General features: G+C 54.3%; 26 protein-coding genes and 1 pseudogene. 20 read left to right on the top strand and 7 right to left on the bottom strand.

Annotated features, from left to right (window positions below; translation table 11 throughout):
• Positions 1-343: 343 nt before the first annotated feature.
• Positions 344-1,249: a LysR family transcriptional regulator gene (locus GJ746_RS11335; RefSeq protein ID WP_154680278.1), complete on the bottom strand. Its 906-nt coding sequence runs from the start codon at positions 1,247-1,249 to the stop codon at positions 344-346.
• A 142-nt stretch (positions 1,250-1,391) separates the two neighbouring features.
• On the opposite strand from GJ746_RS11335, the gene GJ746_RS11330 reads away from it, so the two are divergent.
• Positions 1,392-2,321 (top strand): aromatic alcohol reductase, encoded by a 930-nt coding sequence (locus GJ746_RS11330; protein ID WP_154680277.1) that lies wholly within the window; start codon positions 1,392-1,394, stop codon positions 2,319-2,321.
• A 29-nt stretch (positions 2,322-2,350) separates the two neighbouring features.
• A complete protein-coding gene (locus GJ746_RS11325) occupies positions 2,351-2,554 on the top strand; it encodes a DUF1471 domain-containing protein (protein WP_154680276.1) in 204 nt (67 codons plus the stop codon).
• 31 nt (positions 2,555-2,585) lie between these two features.
• Here the strand turns inward: GJ746_RS11325 and GJ746_RS11320 are convergent, their stop codons facing one another.
• A complete protein-coding gene (locus GJ746_RS11320) occupies positions 2,586-3,179 on the bottom strand; it encodes a TetR/AcrR family transcriptional regulator (RefSeq protein WP_227852771.1) in 594 nt (197 codons plus the stop codon).
• A 74-nt stretch (positions 3,180-3,253) separates the two neighbouring features.
• Between GJ746_RS11320 and bdcA the strand changes: the two genes are divergently transcribed.
• Positions 3,254-3,967: an SDR family oxidoreductase gene (gene bdcA, locus GJ746_RS11315; RefSeq protein WP_154680274.1), complete on the top strand. Its 714-nt coding sequence runs from the start codon at positions 3,254-3,256 to the stop codon at positions 3,965-3,967.
• 57 nt (positions 3,968-4,024) lie between these two features.
• Here the strand turns inward: bdcA and GJ746_RS11310 are convergent, their stop codons facing one another.
• The gene (locus GJ746_RS11310; RefSeq protein WP_154680273.1) at positions 4,025-5,005 is read right to left on the bottom strand and encodes an NAD(P)H-dependent flavin oxidoreductase; all 981 of its coding nucleotides are present in this window, start codon (positions 5,003-5,005) and stop codon (positions 4,025-4,027) included.
• Positions 5,006-5,163: 158 nt separating this feature from the next.
• On the opposite strand from GJ746_RS11310, the gene GJ746_RS11305 reads away from it, so the two are divergent.
• Positions 5,164-6,075: a LysR family transcriptional regulator gene (locus GJ746_RS11305; protein WP_154680272.1), complete on the top strand. Its 912-nt coding sequence runs from the start codon at positions 5,164-5,166 to the stop codon at positions 6,073-6,075.
• Between the two features lie 37 nt (positions 6,076-6,112).
• Here GJ746_RS11305 and GJ746_RS11300 read toward each other — a convergent pair whose 3' ends face one another.
• On the bottom strand, positions 6,113-6,997 hold the full coding sequence (locus GJ746_RS11300) for a LysR family transcriptional regulator (protein WP_154680271.1): 885 nt from the start codon (positions 6,995-6,997) through the stop codon (positions 6,113-6,115).
• Between the two features lie 171 nt (positions 6,998-7,168).
• Between GJ746_RS11300 and GJ746_RS11295 the strand changes: the two genes are divergently transcribed.
• From GJ746_RS11295 to GJ746_RS11235, 13 genes are all read left to right on the top strand, one after another.
• Positions 7,169-8,305 carry an alpha/beta hydrolase gene (locus GJ746_RS11295; RefSeq protein ID WP_154680270.1) on the top strand — a complete coding sequence of 379 codons (1,137 nt, stop codon included), beginning with the start codon at positions 7,169-7,171 and terminating at the stop codon, positions 8,303-8,305.
• A 143-nt stretch (positions 8,306-8,448) separates the two neighbouring features.
• Entirely contained in the window at positions 8,449-9,642 is a 1,194-nt protein-coding gene (locus GJ746_RS11290; RefSeq protein ID WP_195908826.1) for an MFS transporter, read from the top strand.
• 79 nt (positions 9,643-9,721) lie between these two features.
• Entirely contained in the window at positions 9,722-10,066 is a 345-nt protein-coding gene (locus GJ746_RS11285; protein ID WP_154682702.1) for a DUF1294 domain-containing protein, read from the top strand.
• A gap of 113 nt (positions 10,067-10,179) precedes the next feature.
• On the top strand, positions 10,180-10,908 hold the full coding sequence (locus GJ746_RS11280) for a MerR family transcriptional regulator (protein ID WP_154680269.1): 729 nt from the start codon (positions 10,180-10,182) through the stop codon (positions 10,906-10,908).
• A 292-nt stretch (positions 10,909-11,200) separates the two neighbouring features.
• Positions 11,201-11,635 (top strand): nuclear transport factor 2 family protein, encoded by a 435-nt coding sequence (locus GJ746_RS11275; protein ID WP_154680268.1) that lies wholly within the window; start codon positions 11,201-11,203, stop codon positions 11,633-11,635.
• Positions 11,632-12,351, top strand: a complete 720-nt coding sequence (locus tag GJ746_RS11270; RefSeq protein ID WP_154680267.1) for an SDR family NAD(P)-dependent oxidoreductase — start codon at positions 11,632-11,634, stop codon at positions 12,349-12,351. Before GJ746_RS11275 ends, GJ746_RS11270 begins: the two co-directional genes overlap by 4 nt.
• Complete coding sequence (locus GJ746_RS11265; protein ID WP_154680266.1) at positions 12,348-13,607, top strand: NAD(P)/FAD-dependent oxidoreductase; 1,260 nt, start codon at positions 12,348-12,350, stop codon at positions 13,605-13,607. The genes GJ746_RS11270 and GJ746_RS11265 overlap by 4 nt, the downstream gene beginning before the upstream one ends.
• A gap of 1 nt (position 13,608) precedes the next feature.
• Positions 13,609-14,331, top strand: coding sequence for a DUF1365 domain-containing protein (locus tag GJ746_RS11260; protein ID WP_154680265.1), 723 nt, complete (start codon positions 13,609-13,611; stop codon positions 14,329-14,331).
• Positions 14,328-15,548 carry an SAM-dependent methyltransferase gene (locus tag GJ746_RS11255; RefSeq protein WP_154680264.1) on the top strand — a complete coding sequence of 407 codons (1,221 nt, stop codon included), beginning with the start codon at positions 14,328-14,330 and terminating at the stop codon, positions 15,546-15,548. The genes GJ746_RS11260 and GJ746_RS11255 overlap by 4 nt, the downstream gene beginning before the upstream one ends.
• Positions 15,545-16,027 (top strand): DUF2878 domain-containing protein, encoded by a 483-nt coding sequence (locus GJ746_RS11250; protein ID WP_154680263.1) that lies wholly within the window; start codon positions 15,545-15,547, stop codon positions 16,025-16,027. The genes GJ746_RS11255 and GJ746_RS11250 overlap by 4 nt, the downstream gene beginning before the upstream one ends.
• A complete protein-coding gene (locus GJ746_RS11245; protein ID WP_154680262.1) occupies positions 16,027-16,551 on the top strand; it encodes a hypothetical protein in 525 nt (174 codons plus the stop codon). Before GJ746_RS11250 ends, GJ746_RS11245 begins: the two co-directional genes overlap by 1 nt.
• The gene (locus tag GJ746_RS11240; protein WP_154680261.1) at positions 16,548-17,081 is read left to right on the top strand and encodes a DUF3833 domain-containing protein; all 534 of its coding nucleotides are present in this window, start codon (positions 16,548-16,550) and stop codon (positions 17,079-17,081) included. Before GJ746_RS11245 ends, GJ746_RS11240 begins: the two co-directional genes overlap by 4 nt.
• A gap of 14 nt (positions 17,082-17,095) precedes the next feature.
• Entirely contained in the window at positions 17,096-18,055 is a 960-nt protein-coding gene (locus GJ746_RS11235; RefSeq protein ID WP_154680260.1) for a YbgA family protein, read from the top strand.
• A 52-nt stretch (positions 18,056-18,107) separates the two neighbouring features.
• Here GJ746_RS11235 and GJ746_RS11230 read toward each other — a convergent pair whose 3' ends face one another.
• Positions 18,108-19,490, bottom strand: coding sequence for a carbohydrate porin (locus GJ746_RS11230; RefSeq protein ID WP_154680259.1), 1,383 nt, complete (start codon positions 19,488-19,490; stop codon positions 18,108-18,110).
• Positions 19,491-20,289: 799 nt separating this feature from the next.
• Here GJ746_RS11230 and GJ746_RS11225 point away from each other — a divergent pair.
• Together GJ746_RS11225 and GJ746_RS11220 are read left to right on the top strand one after the other, a co-directional pair.
• Positions 20,290-21,729 (top strand): MFS transporter, encoded by a 1,440-nt coding sequence (locus GJ746_RS11225; protein ID WP_195908860.1) that lies wholly within the window; start codon positions 20,290-20,292, stop codon positions 21,727-21,729.
• A 58-nt stretch (positions 21,730-21,787) separates the two neighbouring features.
• Positions 21,788-23,467: a glycoside hydrolase family 43 protein gene (locus GJ746_RS11220; protein ID WP_154682701.1), complete on the top strand. Its 1,680-nt coding sequence runs from the start codon at positions 21,788-21,790 to the stop codon at positions 23,465-23,467.
• A 96-nt stretch (positions 23,468-23,563) separates the two neighbouring features.
• Here GJ746_RS11220 and GJ746_RS11215 read toward each other — a convergent pair whose 3' ends face one another.
• Positions 23,564-24,466, bottom strand: a complete 903-nt coding sequence (locus GJ746_RS11215; RefSeq protein ID WP_413773430.1) for an NmrA/HSCARG family protein — start codon at positions 24,464-24,466, stop codon at positions 23,564-23,566.
• A 57-nt stretch (positions 24,467-24,523) separates the two neighbouring features.
• Positions 24,524-24,678 (bottom strand): annotated as a pseudogene (locus GJ746_RS25620) (MBL fold metallo-hydrolase); the annotation flags it as partial.
• A 90-nt stretch (positions 24,679-24,768) separates the two neighbouring features.
• Here GJ746_RS25620 and GJ746_RS11210 point away from each other — a divergent pair.
• The gene (locus GJ746_RS11210) at positions 24,769-25,695 is read left to right on the top strand and encodes a LysR family transcriptional regulator (protein ID WP_154680257.1); all 927 of its coding nucleotides are present in this window, start codon (positions 24,769-24,771) and stop codon (positions 25,693-25,695) included.
• The last annotated feature ends 5 nt before the right edge of the window (positions 25,696-25,700 follow it).

Genomic DNA, 25,700 nt, shown 5'->3' with positions numbered 1-25,700 from the left:
TCATCGTTGTCGCAGGTTCAGAAAAACTAAAAATTTATTCACTACACCGAGTTTAGTTAATCACGACAGGGAGACTCTAAAGAAGGATTATCTATGGATAACGCTTGAGAGGAGAACTGCTTCACTAAACCGTTTTATTAATTCATCTATGTAGTAAATCGACTGACCATTAATCACATAGCTGACGATGAATAGCAAGCTTTATTTTCATCTATATCTCCACTACCGGTCCCACCGCCGCAAACTCGGTAAAATATTTTTACCGATAAAAGAAGCAACGCGCGCAGGCATTAAACGCCGACCATCCTCAATGATGACTCGGTTAAAAAAACATGCCGCGCCATTATTTATCGGAGCTGACTTGCTGCAAAATGCTTTTGCTCCAGGCATAAAAAGCGCGTACCGAAGGCGGCAGATATCTGTTCTGCGGATAGACCAGAGAAAGCGGCAAAGCAAAGGAGAAGTTATCCATACAGGAAACCAGCTGGCCGCTGCGCAGATACGGCATAGCCAGATAGCTGGCAATACGAATTAACCCAAGCCCTTGTATTCCGGCCTGAATATAGGCATCGGTATCATCAACGACCAGCGTCTCTTTCATCCGTATCGCGCGATCTTCCTCCGCCAGCGTAAAAAACCACTCGATGGGTCGCCCGGTACGATGGTTCAGGTAGCCAACAGCGCGGTGTCTTTCCAGATGTTCAAGATTTTCCGGCTTCCCCCAGGCGGCAATATAGGCCGGAGAGGCCACAATCACCCAGCTAAAATTAGCAAGCGGACGAGCAACGAGGGTGGTTGAATCGTCAATTCTGCCGGTGCGGATCGCGCAGTCATACCCTTCCTGAATAAGGTCTGCCACATGATCGCTTGAGCAGAGCGTCAGCTCCAGGTCGGGATAGTGCTGCAGAAAATCAGGAAGTCTGGGGATAATACAGTGTCGGGCAAGTGACTGGGGCATCCCCACTTTAAAACGGCCTGTGGGCTGGGCAAATCTGCCGGGAAAAGAGGACTCGAGCGTCGCTATCTCGGCCAGAAGCCTTTTGCACTCTTCATAATAGTGGTAGCCGTCCGGGGTCACGCTGAGCTTGCGGGTCGTTCGCTGTAAAAGCTGAATTCCCAGATATGCTTCCAGTTCCTTAATCACCCGCGATACCGTTGACCGCGGAAGACCGAGTACCTCTGCCGCTCTGGCGAAACTATGGGTATCCACGACACAAACATAGACCTGCATTGATTCCAGCTTATCCATATTTCCCCCATAAATAATCGCCTGATTATCCCATTTTTACGAACAGTCTAACCTATCCTCGTGTACTTATCGAATGAGTGATGCCAGCCTAAACTTCTCTCACAGCCGGTCAATACGGCGATTAAGTGAGTAAGGAGCCACAATGAAAGATAATAATGTCACTACAGGCGAAAAAGTATTGGTACTGGGAGCAGGACAATTGGGCGCTGCCGTCCTGGATTCGCTGGTGCCAGCAGTCATACAGCGGAATGGTACGGTCTCCGTCGTGGTGTCGCCGGGCTCGTGGGATGAGCGAGGCACACTGCTTTCCGATACTCATCAAAAACTCGCCGATATGGGGGCAGAGTTTATCGCCATCGACGTAGCGGGCAGTACCGAGGCCGCGCTAAAAGACCACTTTGCGAATTTTGCTACCATCATCAACTGTATGGGCTTTATTGCCGGAGCCGGAACGCAGATAAAAATTACCCGTGCGGCGCTGGAGGCCGGGGTAAAACGCTATTTTCCCTGGCAGTTCGGGGTTAATTACGATGTGGTCGGCAAAGGCAGCGGCCAGCCCGTCTGGGATGAACAGTATGACGTCAGAACGTTATTGCGTGCGCAGACCGCAACAGAATGGGTAATTATTTCAACCGGCATGTTTACCAGTTTTCTTTTCGAGCCAGCGTTCGACGTGGTTAATTTATCCAAAAACACCATTAATGCTCTCGGGGGATGGGATACCCAGATCACCGTTACCTCTCCTGCGGATATTGGCCATCTGACCACCGCCATTTATTTGTTTCAACCACGAATTATAAACGAAGTGATATTTATCGCAGGGGAAACTACCTCTTATGGAAAACTGGCGGAAACCGTGGAACGCGTAACAAAGAAAACCTTTTCAAAAAATGTACTTACCTTATCCACGCTCCAGGAGCAGCTGCGCTTAAAGCCAGACGACCAGATGCTTCGCTATCGCGCTGCCTTTGCGCGGGGAGACGGTATGTGGTGGCCAATGAGCGAAACATGGAATGCGCAAAATAATATTCCGACCCAGAATATTGCCTCATGGCTTAAAACCGTTATTTGATCCCTTCACCCGCTCAGGATATTAATTCTATGAAAACAGCGTTCATTTTTTTATTTTTTGTGATGCCCGTCACCGTTAGTGCTCAGACTATCAGCGCAACCGGTGACACTCTGGAAAATACGGAAAGTAAAATCAGATTATTAACACAAAAGGAAGGCGGAAAATCATATAAAATTATTGCAGCGCGAATGGGCAATAAAGTACATATGACCGCAGAGATTATCGCGAAATAAATTAATGGGGGCCCAAACGCCCCCTTTTTCCTCAACGTGGAAGTTGCTGCTCCAGCGCCAGGCCCGCAAGCCGGACGGTTTCCTGCAAACGTTCAAGACTATCGCCTGCCCGTGCTTTTGCAGAAAGGCCGGCCATTAGCGTGGCCATATAATCGGTCAGGCGAACGGCATTCTGCGGATCTCTTCGGGTAATATATTCTCTGATGCTGTTTTCCGCAGCGGAGTGCAGTTCGCACGCCGCCTTCCGCGCCGCAGAATCGTTACAATGGATCCCCTCCAGCACCAGGCAGCCCGCCGCCGCCGGATCGGCGACATAGCGTCTTGCCGCTTCGTTCAGCACATCAATCAGACATTGAGCCAGAGGGCGATCGTCGCGCAAAAGCGCCGTCAGAGGGATAGCGCCGGTGCGGCTATAGCGCTCCAGGACGCGCGTATACAGCCCGAGTTTGCTGCCATAGGCGGCGTAAAAACTCGGAGGATTGATACCGAACGCTTTCGTCAAATCGGCAATGCTCACCGCATCGTATCCTCTTGAGTGAAAGAGGTGCTGGGCCGTTTCAATAGCCTGCGCCGGATCAAACTGACGAGGTCGCCCCGGGTTGCGACCTGGTTTTATAGTGCTCACTACATTACTCCTTGACAGCGTGATTTGCCGAAGCATATTGTAATCCTCACTACAATATCATGAGGAACACATAAATGGCTGCATCACAGAAGAAATCGGTACTGGTTTTGGGCGGCAGTCGTGGTATTGGCGCCGCTATCGTACGACGATTTGTCGCCGATGGCGCTTCGGTCATTTTCAGCTATTCCGGATCGCCTGAAGCCGCAGCGCAGCTGGCGCTGGAAACGGGCAGCACCGCGATGGTAACGGATAGCTCCGACCGTGACGCGGTAATTAAACTGGTACGAGAGAGCGGTCCGCTGGATGTTCTGGTTGTCAACGCCGGTATTGCTATTTTCGGCGATGCGCTGGAACAGGATAGCGATGCTATCGATCGCCTGTTCCGCATCAATATTCACGCCCCTTACCATGCGGCGGTTGAGGCGGCGCGACAAATGCCAGAGGGTGGACGCATTATTGTGATTGGTTCGGTGAATGGCGATCGGATGCCCGTTCCGGGAATGGCAGCTTATGCGGTGAGTAAGTCAGCGCTGCAAGGCCTGGCGCGCGGTCTGGCCCGGGACTTTGGCCCACGCGGAATTACCGTTAATGTCGTGCAGCCTGGTCCTATTGATACCGATGCCAACCCGGAAAATGGTCCCATGAAGGAGCTCATGCACAGTTTTATGGCGATTAAACGCCACGGTCGCCCTGAAGAAGTGGCGGCGATGGTCGCCTGGCTGGCGGGCCCGGAAGCCTCGTTTGTAACAGGAGCCATGCACACCATTGACGGCGCGTTTGGCGCATAACCGCATGACGGGGTTTGGCAACCGCGAAATCCCGTCATCATTTTATGGCCTCAGCTCTCAGCCCACGGTTAACTCGTTCACCACCCACGCTACGCTTTTAACGCTGTGAATATTACCGATCCCCGTTCCAAGCGAGATATAGCCCTCATCGGCGTTGCCTTCCAGCATGCCGATACGTAAGCCGCGCAGTCCTCCCATCACCCTGCCCAGCTCTTCACGGCTAGCGCCAGCTTCATCCATCGATACCAGATTTTCAGCGAGCTTGCCCGGTAGAGAGCGGTAGTAATGAGGCTGCGTGCGGAAAAGCAGCAAATCGAGACCGTTAGCGGCAATAATTCTGTTTTTGACCGACGGTGGCACCCTGCACTCTTCTGTACCGATGAAAACCGAGCCGGCAAATACCCCTTCCGCGCCTAATGCGTGCGCCGCTCTGGCAGTGCGGCTGTCGGTAATACCGCCCGCAGCCATGACGGGAATATTCTTCACTGAGTCAGCAATCAGCGGCACGATCGAAAAAGTGCCCAGCGCAGTACCCGGCAACGTGCCGCCTTCATCAAAACCGGTTGCGACGATAATATCGGCGCCGGCTTCTTCAGCAAGACGGGTATTGACCGGCGTCGGATTGATATCGCGGTAAATGATAGCGATGCCCGCCTCTTTCAATTCGTTGAACAGCGTCGGTATCACGCCTCCCTCGCCGTAACCGGTGTAAACCACGGCCCTGACGCCCTCTTCTTTAATTACCTGCAGAATGGGCGGAGTCCAGATGTCATTTTCAGGGGCTGGGATCAGGTTCACGCCGAAAGGTTTTTCCGTTAACCGTTTGGTTTTGCGGATCTCTTCACGCATTTTTTCAGCCGTTTCTTCGGGGGTGGCAACCGCCATCCCGGCGGTTAAGCCTGCGTTGGGTCCCAGCACGCCAAGCCCTCCGGCGTTGCTGACGGCGGCGACTAATCGGGCATCGGTCAACCACGATAATGGACCCTGGATAACAGGTTTTTCTATCTTCAGGATCTGGCAGATACGGTTATTTTTCATGGGAGAAAATCCTTCACAAGAGCGCTTTGGCGCGGTTCTGTTTCTGAATGGAAGGAGTGTAGGACGGTAGATTATTTAGAAAAATAGCCAAAAAAGTTCATCACTATTATAAAATCAGTAACAATATGCGCTCCCGCTCCAGGCAAAAGCAGCCAGCTATGCAAATAAATCTTTTTGAATCGATTCGTATTTTTATTGAAATTGTCGAGTCAGGTAGCTTTACTCAGGCGGCGGATAATCTGCAAATTCATCGTCCCGCCGTCACTAAAGCCTTGCAGCTGCTTGAACAGCACTGCGGCACGCGTTTGATGCAGCGCACGACGCGCCGCATTAATTTGACGCCTGATGGAGAAGCGTTTTATCGACGCAGTAAACCCCTGCTGGCCCAGGCGGATGAGCTGCTGGAGTCTTTTGCGACCGATGGCGTCTTGCACGGCCAGCTTCATGTCGATATGCCCATCGCCTTCGCGACTTTACTGGTGGTACCTAATCTGCCTGATTTTTACCGCCAGCATCCTGGCGTCGAAATCATTCTCAGCAGCTCCGATCGTCGACGGGATATGCTGCGCGATGGCCTTGATTGCCTGCTCCGGATTGGGGAACTGGAGGACGGGGAGTATATCGCCCGCAAGCTGGGTCGCATCAAAATGACAACCTGCGCCAGCCCGGCCTATATTGCGAGCCGCGGCGCGCCAAAAACGCTGGAAGATTTGCGGCATCATCAGGCCATCAACTGGATTAACAGCAACAGCAGGCAAATTATGCCGTGGACGTTTGAAACGCCGGAGGGGACTGCCGACATTACGCTTCCCGGAAATCTCGTGGTAGATAACTCCGAAACCTATCTATCTGCGGGCCTGGCGGGACTGGGGTTAGTGCAGGGCATGAATATTTTTTTACAGCCTTATCTCGATAGCGGCCTTTTGGTCGAAGTATTACCGGACCATCCCTGCCCGGCGCGCAAACTATCGTTGTTATATCCGCACCGCCATCTCTCACGCAAGGTTCGGGTATTTACCGAGTGGCTGGAAAACTTATTGTCATCAACAAAAGCGCCGGTGCTGAAATAAGAAAATCATTGCCCGCGGTTGACACCCTTATGCTTTCTTAAACTCTCAACGTGTCAATCACCGCACGTAACGCCGGCGACACATTGCGATGAGGATAATAGAGAAAAGAACCTTCCAGCCGCTGGCTGTAAGGCTGCAGAACTCTGATTAACGTGCCGCGTTCTAAATCGTCGGTAACCAACTCTTCCGGCACGTACGCCAGTCCCAGCCCCAGTCTGGCGGCTTTCGCCTCCATGTAGCTGTCGGCAAAGGCCCACTGCCCCTGCGGCCGGTGGGTTATTTTTTTACCATCATGATTGAGCTCCCATGCATACAGGCTTCCGTCGCCAAACTGGTAAGCGATGCAGGGATGAACGACCAGATCGGCCGGCGTTTGCGGAAAACCGTAGCGACGGAAGTGCTCGGGCGCACCGACAACAACCATCTCCATATCCGGAGAAATACGCACCGCGACCATCCCGCCGCCGACTTCCGGTCCCAGACGCACCCCGGCGTCAAATCGCTCGGCGATAATATCAACAAACCGGCTTTCGCTGATGAGTTCCAGCCGGATATCAGGATAACGTTGTTTAAACACCGCCAGCTTCGGCAACAACAATTGATCAATGGCGTGCTGGCTGGCATTAATACGTACCGTACCGGATGGGGTATGCCGGTAATGGGCCAGGGTGGCAAGCCCCATATCTAAAGCGTCAAACCCTGATTCAACGGTCCGATAAAGCTGCTCGCCGGCCTGGGTAAGCGAGAGTTTGCGCGTGGTGCGCACCAGCAGCTGAACGCCCAGCCGCTCTTCAAGCTCGCGTACCGAACGGCTGATACCTGATTGCGCCAGCCCAAGCCGCTGCGCAGCGGCGGTAAAACTACCCTCGCGCACCACCAGCATAAACAGATACAGATCGTTATAGTTTTCCCGTTTCGCCATGATCCCTCTCCCCAGCCTCACCACATCTATAACAATATGATATTAATCTTAGCAATTTTAAGCCTCTAATCAGCACTATTTCTGCTAACTATAATCAGCGCATTGCAACAAAGCACAGCAGTGTTGTCCGTATGAAACCTGTATCTGCAACCTGTTTTAGGGGAAATAGTGATGAAAACCTTTACCAGAAAACTGACGGCCGCCATGCCTGCCATGCTGCTATGCGCATCATTAAGTGGAGTCACAACCATGAGCTACGCTGATACATCCAATCCGAATGCGCCCGTTTCGCTGGTCGAAACATGGGATAAAACCTTCGCTAAAAGTACCAAAGTCGCTCACCGTAAAGTGACGTTCCAGAACCGCTACGGCATCACTCTGGTCGGCGATCTCTACATTCCTGAAGATCGCGGCGAGCGCAAGCTGGCGGCGATTGCAATTAGCGGCCCCTTCGGCGCGGTCAAGGAGCAATCCAGCGGCCTGTATGCACAAACGCTGGCTGAACAGGGCTTTGTCACCCTCGCCTTCGATCCTTCTTATACCGGAGAAAGCGGCGGCCATCCGCGTAACGCGGCCTCTCCGGACATCAACACTGAAGATTTCAGCGCGGCGGTTGATTTCTTAGGACTGCAAAACGAAGTGGATCGCAATCGCATCGGGCTGCTCGGTATCTGCGGCTGGGGCGGAATGGCGTTAAACGACGCCTCGATGGATACCCGCGTTAAAGCGGTAGCCACCAGCGTCATGTACGATATGAGCCGCGCGATGGGTCACGGCGTAGGCGACGGAAAAGACCGCTACACTACCGCCGACCGCCGCGCCGTTCTGCAGTATCTCAACGCGCTGCGCTGGAAGGATGCGGAAAGCGGTACCTTCGCGCCGGGCGGACATGATATTTATGTCGATGAGAAAGGCAACGTCACTGCCGCCGGTCGTATTCTGCCAGAAACATTACCCGCCAACCCGAACCCGGTATTGAAAGAGTTCTTTGACTACTATCGGATGCCGCGTGGTTTTCACCCCCGCTCCGTAAACTCAACCGGCGCGTGGAATGCGACCATGCCGCTGTCGTTTATGAATATGCCGCTGCTGAGCTACGCCGGTGAAGTCACTATCCCGACGCTCATCGTAACCGGTGAAAACGCCCATTCACGCTATTTTGCCGAAGATGCGTTTAACGCCATCGGCAGCAAAGAGAAAGAGCTGGTGGTTGTCCCGGGCGCAAATCATGTCGATTTATATGACAATACGGCCGGCAAAATACCGTTTGCCAAATTTGAACAATTTTTCAAAACCAATCTCAGATAACGCCCTGAAGCCGCCTGCTACAGGCAGGCGGCTTTCATCGCCCGCTCGTCTTTCTTTCCCACGTTCTTTGGCGTTATTCCATAAATGGCGTCCGTCCGGCTATGCCTGAGCTGGCCGGGAAAATATTCAGAGATGTAGAGAAAATGTCCACACTGAGCCGTAATACACCTCGCGCACGCTGGAGCGGCGTATTCGCTATGACGCTTTGCGTTTTTGTACTGATCGCTTCCGAATTTATGCCGGTCAGCCTGCTGACGCCAATAGCCAGAGATTTAAACGTCACCGAAGGTCTGGCAGGTCAGGGAATTGCTATTTCCGGCATCCTGGCGGTACTGACCAGCCTGACCATCTCTCACCTGGCCGGGAGTCTGAACCGAAAACATCTTCTGCTGGGGCTGACGGTGCTGATGGCGGTGTCGGGTATCATTATCGCTCTTGCCCACAGCTATGTGATTTATATGGTCGGAAGAGCCCTGATTGGTATCGTCATCGGCGGATTCTGGTCAATGTCGGCGGCTACCGCTATCAGGCTGGTACCGCAGCAGCAGGTACCGCGCGCGCTGGCGATCTTCAACGGCGGCAATGCGCTGGCGACCGTAGTGGCGGCGCCGCTGGGTAGCTATCTGGGGGCTACCGTCGGCTGGCGTGGGGCTTTTTTATGCCTCGTCCCGCTGGCGATCATCGCATTTGTCTGGCAATGCGTAAGCCTGCCGACGATGGAAAACGATAACACGAGCCAGCCGCGAGGCTCCGTGCTAAGACTGTTCAGAATGCCTATCGTCTCGACCGGCCTGCTGGCCTGCGGACTCTTCTTTATGGGACAGTTTGCCTTATTTACCTATGTGCGCCCGTTTCTGGAAACGGTGACCGGAGTCAGCGCTCCCGGCCTGTCCTTAATATTGCTGGCAACAGGCGTCTCTGGTTTGGCGGGCACAATATGCGTTTCATCATGCCTCAACGCCGGGTTTTATCAGACCCTGATCACCATCCCTTTCCTTATGGCCTTGATTGCCGGAACATTGCTTCTGGCTGGGCAGCAGGTGTGGATCGTCGCCGCGCTGTTAAGCCTGTGGGGTATGCTGGCGACGGCAGCGCCAACCGGCTGGTGGACCTGGCTTGCGCGGACGCTGCCCGACGACGCCGAAGCAGGAGGCGGTCTGATGGTCGCCATTATTCAGCTCTCAATAGCGCTTGGCTCAACCACGGGAGGATGGGTATTTGATCATCTGGGATGGCAAAGCGCTTTTGGCTTAAGCGGAATATGGCTTCTTACTGCGGTCGGGATAACGTTTATCACCTGGCGTCAAACGACTCAGCAAGCTAACACAAACCATTGAACGCAGTGTTTTTTTCTTGCCGCGAGTATGGCGTATAATGCAGCGTCTATTCACTCTGAAAATAACCGCGACTAATAATATGACTCTCAACCGGTGTTGTTATTTGCTCCTGATCCTGGCAGCGATCGGCAGCATTTTTACGCCACATCCCTTCGCTATCTGGCTCCTGCTCGCCAACGTACTGACGCTGGCGATTTACGGCGTCGATAAAATGGCGGCACGCCGGGCCTGGCGCAGAGTGCCGGAGTCCACTTTGCTGCTGTTTGGGGTGGTGGGCGGATGGGCTGGCGCGATAGCGGGTCAACGGCTGTTCCACCACAAAACGCAAAAGCAGCCGTTCAAAACCTGGTTCATTATCAGCGTGCTGGTCAGTATTTTAGCGATGGCGGCGATTTATCACTTCTATCCCTTTTCTTCTTACTGAACGTCGGTAAAGCGCAAAAAGTCCTGCGTAACGGCTTGCGAAAGAGTGGAATGCGTTCAACCTGCCGCTATTCGTAGTATATTGAGGGTATTGTTGATATTCAGGTGTCCCTTATGACCTACTCCATCGGTGAATTTGCGCAGCTGTGCGGAATTAACGCCACGACGCTCCGCGCCTGGCAGCGCCGCTACGGCCTTCTTAAGCCACAACGCACCGATGGTGGTCATCGTCTGTACAACGATGACGATATCCAGCAGGCGCTCAAAATTCTCGACTGGGTAAAAAAAGGGGTGCCTGTCAGCCAGGTGAAACCTCTGCTGGCTCGCCCCGGCGCCCGGCGGACGAACAACTGGCTCACTCTGCAGGAAAGCATGCTCCAGCGGCTAAAAGAGGGGAAAATCGAATCCCTGCGCCAGCTGATCTACGACGCGGGTCGCGAATCCCCGCGTCCCGAACTGGTTACCGAAGTGCTGCGCCCGCTGCGTAGCCAGGTTTCCGCGAATGTACCGGCGATCATGACGCTGCGCGAAATCCTCGATGGCATCATTATCGCCTACACCTCGTTTTGTCTCGAAGGAGACAAAAAGGCGCCCGGCGATAACTATCTGATCACCGGCTGGCATCTTAACGACGCCTGTGAAATCTGGCTTGAGGCGCTCAAACGCACCGGTCAGGGCCACCGCATTGACGTCCTTCCCGTGCCGCCCACAACCCTGGCGCCGGAGATCTTGCCGGAACGCAAATGGCTGCTGGTGACCACCGGTAAACTCTCCCCGGCCCGCCAGAAACAGGTTGAACGCTGGCAGCAGCAGGTTGCCTCGCTGGAGATCGTCGTTCTCTGATTCCATTGCCTCTCCCTTGCGCCGCTGCTGGTGGCGCAGCGTGCATCTCCCGCGAAATATCCCTGACAAACGAAAACATCTCCCTCTTCGTACCCGGTAGCGTCGCGCAATGTCTGGCCGCGGCGAACTCGCCCCTCTGACTCTTGCAAAATCACAAAATTACCGCATCAGAAAATAAAAATAACCAATTGATTATTAAGAATAATAAAAAATACCTTCCCACAAATTTGGACAAATAAATTTAATTGTGTAAGTTTTAAGTATGCATGTTGCTTAGGTCAGGATGTGATCCATGAAAACCTCGCTCTCGGTCATCAAACGCTTTACTGAGTACTACACCAGCATGGATCAGCAGCCATCCTCAGCGCTGGGCGAGCTGTACCATGCGGACGCTGTACTTACCGATCCGTTTGGTCAGCACCAGGGACTATTCGCTATCCAGCGTTACCTTACTCACCTGTTAGCCAACGTGGATCGGTGCCGTTTCACGGTGGATACCCCGCTCAGCGAAAACCAGCGATTTTTCGTCACCTGGACCATGCACTGGTCGCATCCGCGTATTGTCGGCGGGGAAATGCTGGAGCTTCCGGGCTGTTCGGTGGTCGACATTGAAGACCAACGGATTATTCAGCAGCGCGACTACTACGACGCCGGGGAGATGCTCTACGAACATCTTCCCCTGCTCGGATGGGCGGTGCGCGGCGTCAAACGGAGAGTGCGGAGATGATGACGGTTCTTATCACGGGCGCCAGCTCCGGAATAGGTGCCGGACTCGCCAAATCCTTCGCTGCGGAAGGTCACCTCGTTATCGCCTGCGGCCGCGATCCGTCACGCCTGGCAGGGCTACAGCAGTATAGCCCGAACATCAGCGTACTCTCTTTCGATATGACGGACAGGGACGCCTGCCGCCAGGCGCTGACCGACTGCCGCGCGGACCTGGTTATTCTCTGCGCAGGAACCTGCGAATACCTGGATCGCGGGACGGTAGATGCCGGACTGGTGGAAAGAGTCATCACCACCAATTTTCTGGGCCCGGTGAACTGCCTGGCGGCGCTTCAGTCGCAGCTGTCAGCCGGGAATCGCGTGGTGCTGGTGAGCTCGATGGCGCACTGGCTGCCCTTTCCTCGGGCAGAGGCATACGGCGCCTCAAAAGCGGCGCTGACCTGGTTTGCCAACAGCTTGCGTCTGGACTGGGAGCCAAAAGGCATCGCCATCACGGTAGTATCGCCCGGGTTCGTCGACACCCCGCTGACGCGTAAAAACGATTTTTCCATGCCCGGTCAGGTAAGCGTGGAGCACGCGGTTAAAGCGATACGCTGCGGTCTGGCGAAGGGTAAAAATCATATCGCCTTTCCAACAGGCTTTAACCTGCTCCTTCGTCTGCTGGCCGGGCTTCCTGATGGTCTTCAGCGCGTGCTGTTGCGCAGGATGGTGCGCTCATGAATATCGCCATTATAGGCAGCGGTATCGCCGGATTAACCTGCGCCTGGCGTCTTGCCGGACATCATCAGGTAACGCTGTTCGAAGCAGAATCCACGCCGGGCGGACATACCGCAACGGTGGATATCACCACTCCCCAGGGCAGCTGGGCCATTGATACCGGATTTATTGTCTATAACAACCGTACCTACCCGCGCTTTATGGGCCTGCTCAGCGAGCTGGGGCTCAGCGGTCAAAAAACGCAGATGAGCTTTTCGGTCCATAACCCGCAGAGCGGACTGGAGTATAACGGCCACAGCCTGACGTCGCTGTTCGCCCAGCGACGCAACCTGGTTAAGCCAGCCTTCTGGGGTCTGCTGACCGAGATCGTCCGTTTTAATCGACTGGCGAAACTGGCTCTGGCGGACGCATTCCACCCGGGCGCCACGCTGCAGACCTTTCTTCAGCGACACGGCTTCAGCCCCTTTTTCGCCCGGCACTATATTCTGCCGATGGGGGCCGCCATCTGGTCATCATCGCTGCAGGAGATGCGCCGCTTCCCGCTGGCGCTGTTTTTGCGCTTTTTTGACAATCACGGGTTATTGGATATTCGCCAGCGTCCGCAGTGGTACGTTGTGCCCGGCGGATCGCGGGAGTACGTCCGCGCCCTGCTTGCTCAGCTTGGCGATCGCCTTAACCTGCGCCTCAATACGCCGGTGCAGAGCGTCATCCGCCGCCCGGATGGCATAACGCTCCAGCTGGCATCAGGGGAACAGCGCTTTGATCAGGCGATCTTCGCCTGCCACTCTCGCCAGGCGCTGGCAATGCTGGCGGACCCAACCCCCGCCGAACGCGAAATACTCGGTGATATTGCCTGGCAGCGAAACGAAGTGGTCTTACACAGCGACCCGCGCTGGCTGCCGGTACGCAAGCGTGCCTGGGCCAGCTGGAACTATCGCCTGAGCGAGCAGGACGAGGACAGCGCCTGCGTCACCTATAACATGAATATTCTCCAGGGCCTGCCTGACGACGCCCCGCTGTTCTGCGTCACGCTTAATCCAGGAACGCCGGTGGATGAGCGCTACGTCTGGAAACGCTTTATCTATGAGCATCCGCTGTTTAATCCGCATAGCTGGTCCGCCCAGATGCGTCGGGAGGAGATTAACGGCCGCCAGCGGAGCTGGTTCTGCGGGGCTTACTGGTATAACGGTTTCCATGAAGATGGCGTGCGCAGCGCCCTTAATGTGGTCAACGGCATTGCGGCGGCGGAGAACATCTGAAATGAACAGCTGCCTCTATCAGGGCGTATTACGCCACCGCCGGCTCCAGCCAAAAGCCCACCACTTTAGCTATCGCCTTTTTATGGCCTGGCTTGACCTGGACGAACTGGTCATGCTCTCCACGGTTGGTATTCGCCGCAATCGGTTTGCCGCCGCCTCTTTTTACGATGCGGATTATCCGCTCGGTATGCCTTTGAAAGAACAGGTTTTGCAGCGTCTGGAAAACCTGACCGGCGAACGCCCGGATGGTCGCGTCATGCTGCTGACCCAACTGCGCTACCTGGGATTTCATTTTAATCCGGTCAATTTTTACTACTGCTATGACGGCGCTGATACCCTGCGCTGGGTGCTGGCCGAAGTGCGCAACACCCCGTGGAATGAACGTCATTATTACGCGGTAGACGGTCAACGGGCGCGTCCGCTGGAGAAAGCCTTTCATGTCTCCCCGTTTAACCCGATGGACATGGTCTATCACTGGCGCTTTAACTGTCCGGGTAAAACGCTGCTCATGCATATTGAGAACCATCAGACCAGCAAAGTCTTTGACGCCACGCTGGCCCTGCACCGCGAGCCTTTAACGCGCGCCAGCCTGCGCGGGCTGCTGCTGCGCATTCCGCTGATGACGCTAAAAACCGTCCTCGCGATCTACTGGCAGGCGCTGCGGCTGTGGCTCAAGCGCGTGCCGCTGTACAACCATCCTGTCAGCAGGAGTGAACGCTCATGACCGATCCCGTCTTTGCGCTTGAACCCGATATTCCGCGCAACGTGCGTATCGCGCGCTGGCTGCTCTTTCGTTTGTTGAGCGGTCTTCGCGAAGGCTCGCTCACTATACGCGAAGGGGCGCACCTCTTTCATTTTGGCGACCCTGCCTCCGATCTGCGCGCCGAGGCGCGAGTGCTCTCTGCTGGCGTCTACTGGCGTTTACTGACCGGCGGTAGCCTCGCCGCTGCGGAGGCGTGGATGGACGGCGACTGGGAGAGTCATCAGTTGACGGTGCTGCTGCAGATCCTCGCGCGTAACGGCCAGGTGCTTGGGCGTCTGGAGCGCGGCTTCCGTCTGCTGGGCAAACCCGTCGAGCGACTGCGCCACTGGACGCGCCGCAACTCACGCGCGCAGGCGCGGGAAAATATCGCCGCCCATTACGACCTGGGCAACGACTTCTACGCCCGCTTTCTTGACGATGAACTGCTCTACTCCAGCGCGCTGTTTACCGATAACGACCAGGATCTGACCCAGGCCCAGCGGGCCAAAATGGCGCGCCTGTGCGAACAGCTGGCGCTCGGGCCCGGCGATCATTTGCTGGAAATTGGCACCGGCTGGGGAGCGATGGCCGAATACGCCGCCCGCCATTACGGCTGCCGGGTTACCACCACCACCCTGTCGCAGGAACAGTTTCAGTGGACCAGGGCGAGGATTGCCCGCGCCGGGCTGCAGGAGCGCGTCGAGGTGCTGTTCTGCGATTACCGCGATCTCACCGGCCAGTACGATAAACTGCTGTCGGTGGAGATGATTGAAGCCGTAGGACAGCGCTATCTGCCGGGCTTCTTCCGCACCTGCCAGGCGCGCCTGCGTCCGGGCGGCAGAATGGCGATACAGGCGATTACCATCCAGGATCAGCGTTATCGCGACTACAGCAAAAGCGTTGATTTTATCCAGCGTTACATCTTTCCCGGCGGCTTTTTGCCCAGTATCACGGCAATGAGCGAACTGATGACGCGGCATACCGATTTTGTGGTGCGCGATCTGTTTGATATGGGCCCGGACTACGCCCGCACTCTCGCCCACTGGCGGCAGCGTTTCACCCACGCCTGGCAGGATATTGAAAAGCTCGGTTTCGACGATCGCTTTCGCCGCATGTGGCTTTACTACTTCGGCTACTGTGAAGCCGGGTTTAACGCCCGTACCATCAGCGTGGTACAGCTGACCGCGGAGCGGGTATGAACCGCCCGGCGTCGATCCTGCTCATAGCCGTCGCGTTCGATCTTTACTGGACGCTGGTGGTGGTCCTGCGCGAACGCGGGGTGTGGATCTGGCTGACGCTGGCAATCCTCTGCTGGCTGCGGCTACCGGCAGAATACCGTCTGTCAGCGCTGCTGCTGGCCGCCGCGGGCTGCGGGCTGGATACGCTCTGGACGCTATCGGGGCTGATCGATTTTTCCGGCGACGCCTTGCTTCCCCTGTGGATGGTTGCGCTGTGGCTGATGTTCGCCGTCGTCTGGAGTCGCCTGACCAGCACCACAACGCTGCCTGGCTGGCTGCTGGTCCTGTCGGCGTCCATCGGCGGCCCCGTGGCCTACCTGCTCGGCGCTCGTCTGGGCGCCATGACCCTACTGGTACCGACGGCTGTCGGCGCTGGCGCGATGGCCTGCGGCTGGCTGACGGTGATGATCTTGTTCCATTTTGCGCTGGGGAGACGGTAATGAAAACGGCTTTACTACTGCTATGGCTGGTGGCACTGGTCCCAGCCGCCAGTGCCGCCGACTGGCTGACCTGGCGTCGCGTTGGCGAAGCAACCCTCACCTGGGGCCCCTTCACCGTCTACACCTCGCAGCTGCGGACCCCGGAAGGTCGATATGATGGCCCGCAGCAGGATCGGGCGCTGATTATCACCTACCAGCGCGCTATCGATAGCGACGAACTGGTAGCGGCCACCCGCGAGCAGTGGCAGGCCCAGGGAATTCTCCAGCAGGAGCCGCGTAGCGAGGCGTGGCTGAGCATGCTCCAGGGACTTTGGCCAGACGTCGCGGCGGGCACGCAGCTGGCGTTTGTCGTAAGCGGCGGCGAGGGGCAGTTCTGGTATCGCGCCAGCGCCGCGCAACCTGCTTTTACTCCGCTCGGCCCACGCCAGTCGGCAGCGTTCAGTACCCGCTTTCTCGCCATCTGGCTCGATCCACACACCACCTATCCCGAGCTGCGTCAGCAGTTAATCGGAGGTACACCATGAAACGAATGTTGACCCTTGGCCTGGCGCTGCTGATGCTGATCCTGACGGGATGCAGCACCGAGGTAACCGACTACCGACAGCAGCAGCCGGCGCTGGACATCTTCCACTACTTTCAGGGAAAGACGACAGCATGGGGGATGGTTCAGGATCGCAATGGCAAGCAGCTGCGCCGCTTCCATGTGGAGATTGACGGCGACGTCGTTGGCGACACGCTGACGCTCCATGAACGCTTTGTCTATGACGATGGCGAGAAGCAGCAGCGAGTGTGGCGGATTCGCCGCACCGGCGACAACCGTTACGCGGGCACCGCGGGCGATATTGTCGGCGTGGCGTCCGGCGAGGCGGCGGGGAACGCTTTTCACTGGCGCTACAGCATGAACGTGAAAGCCAACGGTCACACCTGGCGACTGCACTTCGATGACTGGATGTTCCTGCAGGACGGCACGCATCTGTTCAACAAAACGGAGATGAAGAAATTTGGCCTTACCGTCGCCAGCGTAACCCTTTTCTTCACCCGCACCGCAAATTAATAGAGGAGAGCGCCATGAACACGCAACCTGTCATTGGGATCAGCGGATGTCTTACCGGTTCAGCCGTGCGATTCGACGGCGGGCATAAACGCATGGGCTTTGTGATGGATGAACTCGGGCTGTGGGTGGCATTCAAGCCTGTTTGCCCGGAAATGGCGATCGGTCTGCCCGTTCCCCGCCCGGCGCTGCGGCTGGTGCAGAGCGCTGAAGGGGAGTTCCGTATGCGCTTCACTCATGCCCCGCACGACGACGTAACGGAAAAAATGACCGATTTCGCTCACGCCTGGCTCTCATCAATGGGCGAGCTGTCGGGCTTTATCGTCTGTGCTAAATCACCCAGCTGCGGGATGGAGCGCGTGCGGCTGTATGATGAAAAAGGCAATCGCGGACGTAAAGAAGGAACCGGCTTGTTTACCGCAGCGCTGCTGGAGAAATATCCGTGGCTACCGGTTGAAGAAGATGGCCGCCTGCACGATCCGGTGCTGCGGGAAAATTTTGTCGAAAGGGTCTTCGCCCTGCACGAGCTTAACTGCCTGTATAAAAATGGCCTTACGCGTCGTGCGCTGCTCGATTTTCATAGCCGCTATAAGCTGCAGCTGCTCGCCCATCATCAGGCCGGCTACCGCGAGATAGGACCATTCGTTGCCTCGCTTCACGAATGGCAAGATCTGGAAGCCTTCTTTGTGGCGTATCGCGAAAAATTAATGGCGATCCTGAAAAAGCCCGCCTCGCGAAAAAACCACACCAACGTGCTGATGCATATTCAGGGCTACTTCCGTGACCAGTTGAACAGCCGCCAGCGCGGTGAACTACGGGAGGTGATCCTCAACTATCGCTCCGGACTGCTGCCAATCCTCGCGCCGTTAACGCTGCTCAAGCACTATCTGGCCGAGTACCCGGATCGTTATCTGCAGACGCAGAACTACTTCGATCCCTATCCACAGGATCTGGCCCTGCGTCTGACGATAAATTGAGCTGACAGGCTGGCGCACGTCAGCCTGTCATCCGGATGATATCCGTCGGACCTTAGAACCACGCCTCAAACATCCCGCCGACGTTCAGCGAATCCAGCTGTTCGTCTTTGGTGCCGTTGACCTTCGCGGTACGTTCGTTATCCACCTGACCGCCGGTCACGTAGAAGCGCAGCATCGGACGGAACTCCGGCCCCATACCGATGGCGATATTCTGCGACAGCGTCAGCTTCCAGCCGTGGTTGTCACCGCCCTGATCGTAATTGACGCGCTGATAGCCCGCTTCCAGCCAGGTGGAGTGCACATCGTTCCAGAAGTACATCGGCCGCACGATAGCGCCGTAGTTTTTACGGTTATCCGTTTTGTCTTTGCCGTTGTCATAATCGTGGAAGGCCAGCAGATACTCGACCTGCGCCTGTTGGGTAAATTTATGCAGCCCTTCAAAGCTGGCGTAGATTGCGGTCAGATCGTCGGTCTTGTTATATACGCTGTTATCCGAGTTGTCGGAGTAGCGCAGGATAACTTTGTTGACGCCGCTGTCGTTGGTGTGGCTCAGCACCAGCCCGCCCTGCCAGGCTTCAAGACGTTCGTCGCTATCAACCGCTTTCGAATCAAAGCCGTAGTTGGCGTACACTTCCACGTCGATCGGGCCGGCTTTAATATTGTGCGTTTTGGTAGTCAGCGCGTAGTGGCCATCATCACCGGTATCGGAGCTGCCGGTACAGGTAATCCGCGAAGGGTTGGTCTCATCGGCCATCACTTCCGGGCTACAGGATTTCACCTGCGACACCCCCGCCACGTCAAACTGCACGCCGCCGATATCAAAGTTTTTCACCCCGGCGCCCTGGCCGTCGTGGTTCATCCAGAAGTAGTCGTTGATGCCCTGCTGCGGACGCTGGTGGAAGTCGCGGCCGGCCCACAGATAGGCGTTGGGATTCGACTCCAGCACGTTGGTGACGCCGACGTAGGCTTTTTTCAGGTTAACTTCATCGCTCCAGTGGTCGAACATTACGTTGAGATCCCAGATAGCTCCCTGAGCGCTTTTGAACGCCTTGCTTATCTGGAATTCACCACCGTTACTTTCGTTGCCGAGACGGCCAATTGCCGAGGCGCCGTTATAGGAGCCATCGACGCCGACGTATTTCTGGTCGCCGGTCTGGAAGTGGGCGCCATAGCGGGCGTAACCGCTGAACTTGAGACCAAATGGAATAGCCATATCCGGCGAGGCCGCGGTGGTTTGCGGGTTGGTAATGACGTCTACCTTCTTATCTGCGGCGGCATCGATCTTCGCCTGGCGTTCGGCCAGCGCCTTATCGACCGCTTTAGCGACGATAGCGTCGATCTGTTCCTGAGTAAATTCTTGGGCTATTGCAGAGGTAAACGGAAAAAATACGGCGATTGCCGCCATGGTTAATGGAAGTTTCTTGGTCATTGTCATGATTATCTCAATATTGGTTAATTTTATTCAGACAATAATCATCCTGCCCTGAGCAAACGGAATGTTTCGCTATCATCAGAACAAGTTAATTTTATTTTGTATAATTACAGAGGCTGTTGATTATTTCGGCTACGTTATCTCCATGACAAATATTTATGATTAGCGATGAACCATGTAAACCACCGCCGCGAATAATTCACTTACCGGCATAAGATTTATTGTATGCACAAGGGGGATGCATTAATAAATGTCATTATTTAACAACACCGCGTCCTCTCCGTACCCACCGGACAACATTTTGCTTACCCAATTGTGAGTAGCGGCCGTTGTGCCAACGGCCTGCGCTGCTCTCAACCAAAGATTGCATAATAAACCCCGAAATCTATGCAGCGAAAATTTAACAACTGTGACACATCCTGTATTCTCCTGAGCCGTTGCTCAATTACGTTATTTCACTCAGCGATTAAGAAAATGCTCAAATGTGAGCCATCTCGCAAATATCCCAGAGCATATATTCAACATATAGAGATCTATATAGCGGACATTTCCCAGGGTCATTCGGGCAAAAATAAAATTCCGCTTTTGCAGAAACGATACCTACTGTGATATAGCTGGTGAGCGGTTTTTCTGCAATGAGGTAAACCGGGTCTGAACAGACCTTTGCTTCAATGATCACAGAAGTAAAAAAACATAATTAATTAATTTAAAAACGTAATGGATTCTACGAGATCATTTATGTCAGAAAGTGTTTCACATACACACAACACACCGGAGTCTGCTCAGAATGAGTAAAAACATAATGCAAAGTCGCCATGATGAATATCATAAATTAACTCGCGGAGAACGTATTGGTTATGGTATGGGCGACTTTGCTCAAAACCTCGTTTTTGGCACGATTGGCGGCTTTCTTGCTCTTCACATGTTGACTGTAAATACAATCAGTACGGCAACGGCAGGGTTTATCTTTCTTTTTGTCCGCATCATCAATGTGTTCTGGGATCCGATGGTAGGCACTTTTGTTGATAAACGAACGTCAAAAGCGGGTAAATACCGTCCCTGGCTGTTAAGAGCCGGCGTGCCGCTAGTGATCCTCTCCGCATTACTTTTTGCTCCCATTCCTGGCGTCCGGGGTTCAGTGCCTTTTGCCTTTATCGTTTATTTAGCGCTGGATTTAGTCTATTCGGTGGTGAATATTCCTTATGGTTCTCTGAATGCGTCACTGACAAGGGATCCGGAATCGATTGATAAACTGACCAGCACGCGCATGATGCTGGCGAATAGCGCTAACCTGCTCGTCTATACCCTGTTCCCGATGTTTGTCCAGATGGCTTCGCCAAAAGATCGCAGCCTTAAGGACACCGGTTTTTTTGGACTTGAGCTCAACCTGGGAAACTATACCGATCCATCCGCAAACTATGCCTGGTTCGGCGTTTATTCGATTTATATGCTGATAGGCGCTGCGGCACTTTTCATCTGCTATAAATTTACCAAAGAACGCGTTGTGGCGACTGCAGAACAGACCGCCAACGTAAAAACCACCGACCTCTTCCTTGAACTCAAACATAATCGTCCGTTGGTTATTCTCGGACTGTTTTTTATGCTGGCCTTTACGTTCATGTTTTTCATGAATACGGTTAATGGCTTTTTCAATCAGTATGTTGTCGGCCATTCGGAATGGATGGGCGCCGTGGGTCTTGTCGCCTCCATCCCGGGTATCGCCTTCCCTGTTTTTTGGCCCAAACTTAAGAAAATATTTGGTAAAAAAGGATTCTTTCACATTTTCCTCGCCATGTTTATTGTTGGTGAGCTATTAACTTACCTCTGGTCACGCGAGGGAATGCACGATGCGCTGTGGCTGGCTTATATCGCCACGTTTATTAAACAATGGGGCTTAACCTCAGCCACCGGATTCATGTGGGCGCTTGTTCCCGAAGTCATCGCTTACGGCGAATTAAAATCTGGCAAACGAAATGCGGCCATCATTAACGCGATTATGGGGCTGTTTTTCAAGATTGGTTTTACTATCGGCGGCGCGATTCCGCTGTGGCTGCTGGCCGTTTATGGCTTCAATGAGACCGGTGCCCAGCAAAGCGCCAGCGCTATCGATGGGATAATCATGACCGCAGTCTGGATCCCGATTGCTTTGGCGATTATCTCGATGATCATTATTCAGGTCTATCCCATCTCTGACAAAAATGTCACAGATATCAACCGTCAGCTTGATGAGATACGCGTGTAATTCAAAAACTATAACTCCAGTACTTAGGATATTTTTAATTTTAAAAAGGTGTAATGATATGTCACTTATTCAAAACCCTATCTTACGTGGGTTTAATGCCGACCCGAGTATTATCCGTGTTAAGGATACCTACTATATCGCCAACTCTACGTTTGAGTGGTTCCCCGGCGTTCGTTTACATGAGTCAAAAGATCTTGAACACTGGAATTTACTGCCCGCCCCTTTGTCAACCAGCACCCTTTTAGATATGAAAGGAAACCCTTCATCGGGAGGAATTTGGGCGCCGGCGCTCTCTTATGCCGATGATAAATTCTGGTTAGTGTATACCGACGTGAAGGTCACCGAAGGCGCCTTTAAAGACATGACCAACTATCTGACTACCGCCACGGATATTCGCGGCCCCTGGACGGATCCTGTCAAACTTAATGGCGTTGGTTTTGATGCTTCTCTGTTCCATGACGATGATGGCCGTAAATATATTGTGCAGCAAACCTGGGATCACCGGGAATACCACCATCCCTTCGACGGCATCACCTTAACCGAACTTGATACGACGACGCTGAAATTAATCCCCCAGACCGCGCGTACTATTTACCGCGGTACCGCCGTTGCGCTCGTTGAGGGGCCGCATCTGTATAAACTGCACGGGTATTACTATCTGTTTGCCGCTCAGGGGGGCACCGTTTTTACGCACCAGGAGGTGGTGGCGCGTTCAAAAACCTTAGATGCTAACAGCTTTGAAACTGAGCCGGGAGAAGTATTCTTAACAAACGTTGATACGCCTGACAGCTATATCCAAAAGCAAGGTCACGGTGCTCTGGTTTCTACCCCCGGGGGTGAATGGTACTATGCCTCGCTTTGCGCTCGCCCGTGGAACCGACCGGGTGAATCGGTCTACGATCCTCGCGGCTGGTCAACCCTTGGCAGGGAAACGGCTATCCAAAAAGTTTATTGGGATGCAGAGGGCTGGCCGCGTATCGCAGGAGGCCACGGCGGAAAAACGTTCGTCGAGGGCCCCAAAGATGCCATTTATACCGAAAGCGCAAAAGATAATAGCCAGCGCGATGAGTTTACAGCGCCGACGCTCGATCTCAACTGGAATACCCTGCGGGTACCGTTTACTGAAAAAATGGGTTCCACGGGCGATGGTAAGCTAACGTTAATTGGCCAGGGTTCTTTAGCAAATACTCATGACCTGTCGCTAATTGCCCGCCGCTGGCAAGCTTTTTATTTTGACGCAAAAGTTAAAGTCAAATTTAATCCATATAATTACCAGCAAATGGCAGGATTAACGAATTATTACAATGACCGCCACTGGAGTTTTGCGTTCATTACCTGGAATGAAATTAACGGTAGAGTCATCGAAATAGGTGAAAATAACCGCGGGAAATACACTTCCTGTTTGAAAGATGAGGCTATCAAGATCCCAGACGATGTCGAATATGTCTGGTTGCGGACGAAAGTCAGGAAGGAAACGTATAGCTATGAATATAGCTTTGATGGGGTTGAGTTCATTGAAATACCTGTCAGGCTGGATGCCGCTGTCCTGTCGGATGATTATGTCCTGCAAAGCTATGGCGGATTCTTTACCGGGGCGTTCGTTGGGCTTGCAGCAGTTGACTACTCCGGCTATGGCGCCCGCGCCGAGTTTTATCATTTTGCTTATCAGGAACTGGGCGATTCGTTAATGGCTAATGGCGCTTATAGCTGGGAAGCCAGTGAATTACGTTGCAGTTAAATAGCCCCAGGTAGCGACCACGATTGTCCCGGCAGGAGGAGCCGACGCTGAATACCGCGCCGGTTCCCCATTGCTGAAGCGGGTTTAGCGGTTAAACTACCTGCGGGTAGAGGTTGCCAACGCCCGTTCAAAAGCGACGCGCCCGCTTCCCGCGAGCCAGGATGCAAAGGTCTGCAGTTGCGGATTCATTTGCCGCATCGCCTGCAGATCGGCATGCCCCGCCAGCCGTCCATCATCCACCAGCGCGGTCAGCTTTTGCAGAAAAGGGTTAGCACTCAATACGTCATTGGAAAAACGAGAATATGGAATCGGCCGCCCCGCGGTTGCTGAGAACAGTTCCTGAAGCCGCAGGCCAGTGACAGCATCGCTGGCGATTTCAAACGTTTTGCCTTTGTACCGCGCAGGCGCTGCGTAAATCGCAGCGACAATTTTCCCGATATCTTCTACCGCGAGAAGCTGTATCGCCTCCCCGGGCGACATAAAGAAGTGAAATTGCCCCTCTTCAAGCCCAAAGCCAGGCATGATCAACAGCTCCATAAAAGTCGCTGGTCGTACGATGGTTGAAACAATTGGCAGCGTACGGATGTACCGTTCGATTTCAGCTTTCGTATCGAAGTGCGCAACGCCGGTTGGCCTGTCGCTCACCGCACTCCCTGAAGAATAGACCAGATGCTGAACGCCGCTCTCAACGGCAAGGCTGGCGATCGTCTTGCCATAACGAATTTCCTCATCATCGGTCACCGTCCCTCCTGGCGAACTGGGCTGGACGCTGAAAACGCCGTATACGCCTTGCATTGCCTCACGCATCGCGTCGATATCATCGAATGTCCCCGTCATCATTTCCGCCCCCGCCTCCTGAAGCGCGAGCGATGCCTGAGAGAAAGGATCGCGCACCATAACGCGAACGGACCAGCCTTTATTTAGTAGCGCTCTTGCCACCGAGCCCCCCTGCTGACCCGTCGCGCCAAAAACCAATATGCTAGTTTGGCTGTTCAACATTTGTCACTCGCCTCCGTCCAGCGGCGGTTTTTTTCCGCCTGCTCGTGGTCGGCGCATGGGAGTACGAACAACCCAGCTATGTATATGGATTCACTGGCCTCATCAGCCCCCGCTGACCGCATAGCGTCTGGATATAAATCCGCTGCCGGAATGGGAATTTCACGTTCCGGCACTTTAAAAATAACGCCGTCGCCTGTTCGATAATGTTGCATCACGCCCTCCGCGCATTTGCGCCTGGTTGATCAAACTGGGTGATATTCACTATCCTTCTGGCAGGAATAACATTCAAATTGATTATTGTGATGAAGAAAATCATTGAAAATGATTTAAGTCGGATAGATTTGAATCTGCTGACGGTTTTTCTGGTGTTGCACCGGGAGGGTAGCGTCACACGTACCGCCGAGGCTCTGCATCTGGGACAACCGGCCATCAGCGGAGCGCTGAAACGGCTGCGTGAAATGTTCAACGACCCGCTGTTTGTTCGCAGCGCCAAAGGCATGCTGCCGACGCCGCGCGCCGAAGCGCTGATCGCTCATATGCAGCCGCTGATGGAAAACCTGCATACCGTAATGTTTGGCGCGCAGGACTTTTCTCCCGCCACGGCCAGGCATACCTTTCGGGTGGGAATGAGCGACTGGAGCGAGCACTGGCTGATGCCGGAGTTATTACCCGCTATCGCCCATGACGCGCCGGGAGTGGGGCTACATATTATTGCCGCCGACCCCTTCCAGGTTCGCGGATTGCTGGAACAGGATGCCATTGATATTGCCGTTTCATTGAATAAGCCGAGCACAGGCGAAGTCGTCAGCGAGCCGATCATGACGATGGGGGTTACAACGCTCTGGTCACCGCAGCAGATCCCGTGTAACGGGCCATTATCGATAAAGGACTTTATTGCTTACGAGCACGTTATGGTGTCGTACCGCGATGCAAAGCACAGCGAAATTGACCGCCGGCTCGCGGATAAAGGGCTGCAACGGCGCGTACGCTATATCACGCCGAACTTTTCTACCTTTCCGCTACTGCTCACTACCATGCCGCTTTTCGCCACGGTTCCGCAGGGGCTCGCCCGGCGCTGGCAGCAGCATTTTGCTTTACGCTCCAGCGTTCCCCCGATAGCTTATCCCGCTTTTACGCTATGTATTTTACGCCACAAGCGCCGGGAGCAGGATCCCGCGCTGAACTGGTTGATCTCACAGTTAAAAAACGCCATACAGGGCAGCAAATAACACGT

Origin of the sequence: Klebsiella oxytoca (genome assembly GCF_009707385.1) — a bacterium.
Taxonomy (GTDB): domain Bacteria; phylum Pseudomonadota; class Gammaproteobacteria; order Enterobacterales; family Enterobacteriaceae; genus Klebsiella; species Klebsiella oxytoca_C.
The sequence above is the reverse complement of the archived record's forward strand: the minus strand, read 5'-3'. Positions and strand labels throughout refer to the sequence as shown.

What these genes read in the sequence shown, in the direction of transcription:
- GJ746_RS11290 (WP_195908826.1), top strand. Translation starts at nt 8,449, where the DNA reads ATGTCCACACTGAGCCGTAATACACCTCGCGCACGCTGGAGCGGCGTA.
- GJ746_RS11270 (WP_154680267.1), top strand. Translation starts at nt 11,632, where the DNA reads ATGATGACGGTTCTTATCACGGGCGCCAGCTCCGGAATAGGTGCCGGA.
- bdcA (WP_154680274.1), top strand. Translation starts at nt 3,254, where the DNA reads ATGGCTGCATCACAGAAGAAATCGGTACTGGTTTTGGGCGGCAGTCGT.
- GJ746_RS11330 (WP_154680277.1), top strand. Translation starts at nt 1,392, where the DNA reads ATGAAAGATAATAATGTCACTACAGGCGAAAAAGTATTGGTACTGGGA.
- GJ746_RS11220 (WP_154682701.1), top strand. Translation starts at nt 21,788, where the DNA reads ATGTCACTTATTCAAAACCCTATCTTACGTGGGTTTAATGCCGACCCG.
- GJ746_RS11295 (WP_154680270.1), top strand. Translation starts at nt 7,169, where the DNA reads ATGAAAACCTTTACCAGAAAACTGACGGCCGCCATGCCTGCCATGCTG.
- GJ746_RS11230 (WP_154680259.1), bottom strand. Translation starts at nt 19,490, where the DNA reads ATGACAATGACCAAGAAACTTCCATTAACCATGGCGGCAATCGCCGTA.
- GJ746_RS11250 (WP_154680263.1), top strand. Translation starts at nt 15,545, where the DNA reads ATGAACCGCCCGGCGTCGATCCTGCTCATAGCCGTCGCGTTCGATCTT.
- GJ746_RS11215 (WP_413773430.1), bottom strand. Translation starts at nt 24,466, where the DNA reads ATGTTGAACAGCCAAACTAGCATATTGGTTTTTGGCGCGACGGGTCAG.
- GJ746_RS11225 (WP_195908860.1), top strand. Translation starts at nt 20,290, where the DNA reads ATGCAAAGTCGCCATGATGAATATCATAAATTAACTCGCGGAGAACGT.
- GJ746_RS11310 (WP_154680273.1), bottom strand. Translation starts at nt 5,005, where the DNA reads ATGAAAAATAACCGTATCTGCCAGATCCTGAAGATAGAAAAACCTGTT.
- GJ746_RS11280 (WP_154680269.1), top strand. Translation starts at nt 10,180, where the DNA reads ATGACCTACTCCATCGGTGAATTTGCGCAGCTGTGCGGAATTAACGCC.
- GJ746_RS11265 (WP_154680266.1), top strand. Translation starts at nt 12,348, where the DNA reads ATGAATATCGCCATTATAGGCAGCGGTATCGCCGGATTAACCTGCGCC.
- GJ746_RS11300 (WP_154680271.1), bottom strand. Translation starts at nt 6,997, where the DNA reads ATGGCGAAACGGGAAAACTATAACGATCTGTATCTGTTTATGCTGGTG.
- GJ746_RS11235 (WP_154680260.1), top strand. Translation starts at nt 17,096, where the DNA reads ATGAACACGCAACCTGTCATTGGGATCAGCGGATGTCTTACCGGTTCA.
- GJ746_RS11285 (WP_154682702.1), top strand. Translation starts at nt 9,722, where the DNA reads ATGACTCTCAACCGGTGTTGTTATTTGCTCCTGATCCTGGCAGCGATC.
- GJ746_RS11210 (WP_154680257.1), top strand. Translation starts at nt 24,769, where the DNA reads ATGAAGAAAATCATTGAAAATGATTTAAGTCGGATAGATTTGAATCTG.
- GJ746_RS11255 (WP_154680264.1), top strand. Translation starts at nt 14,328, where the DNA reads ATGACCGATCCCGTCTTTGCGCTTGAACCCGATATTCCGCGCAACGTG.
- GJ746_RS11305 (WP_154680272.1), top strand. Translation starts at nt 5,164, where the DNA reads ATGCAAATAAATCTTTTTGAATCGATTCGTATTTTTATTGAAATTGTC.
- GJ746_RS11335 (WP_154680278.1), bottom strand. Translation starts at nt 1,249, where the DNA reads ATGGATAAGCTGGAATCAATGCAGGTCTATGTTTGTGTCGTGGATACC.
- GJ746_RS11325 (WP_154680276.1), top strand. Translation starts at nt 2,351, where the DNA reads ATGAAAACAGCGTTCATTTTTTTATTTTTTGTGATGCCCGTCACCGTT.
- GJ746_RS11275 (WP_154680268.1), top strand. Translation starts at nt 11,201, where the DNA reads ATGAAAACCTCGCTCTCGGTCATCAAACGCTTTACTGAGTACTACACC.
- GJ746_RS11260 (WP_154680265.1), top strand. Translation starts at nt 13,609, where the DNA reads ATGAACAGCTGCCTCTATCAGGGCGTATTACGCCACCGCCGGCTCCAG.
- GJ746_RS11245 (WP_154680262.1), top strand. Translation starts at nt 16,027, where the DNA reads ATGAAAACGGCTTTACTACTGCTATGGCTGGTGGCACTGGTCCCAGCC.
- GJ746_RS11240 (WP_154680261.1), top strand. Translation starts at nt 16,548, where the DNA reads ATGAAACGAATGTTGACCCTTGGCCTGGCGCTGCTGATGCTGATCCTG.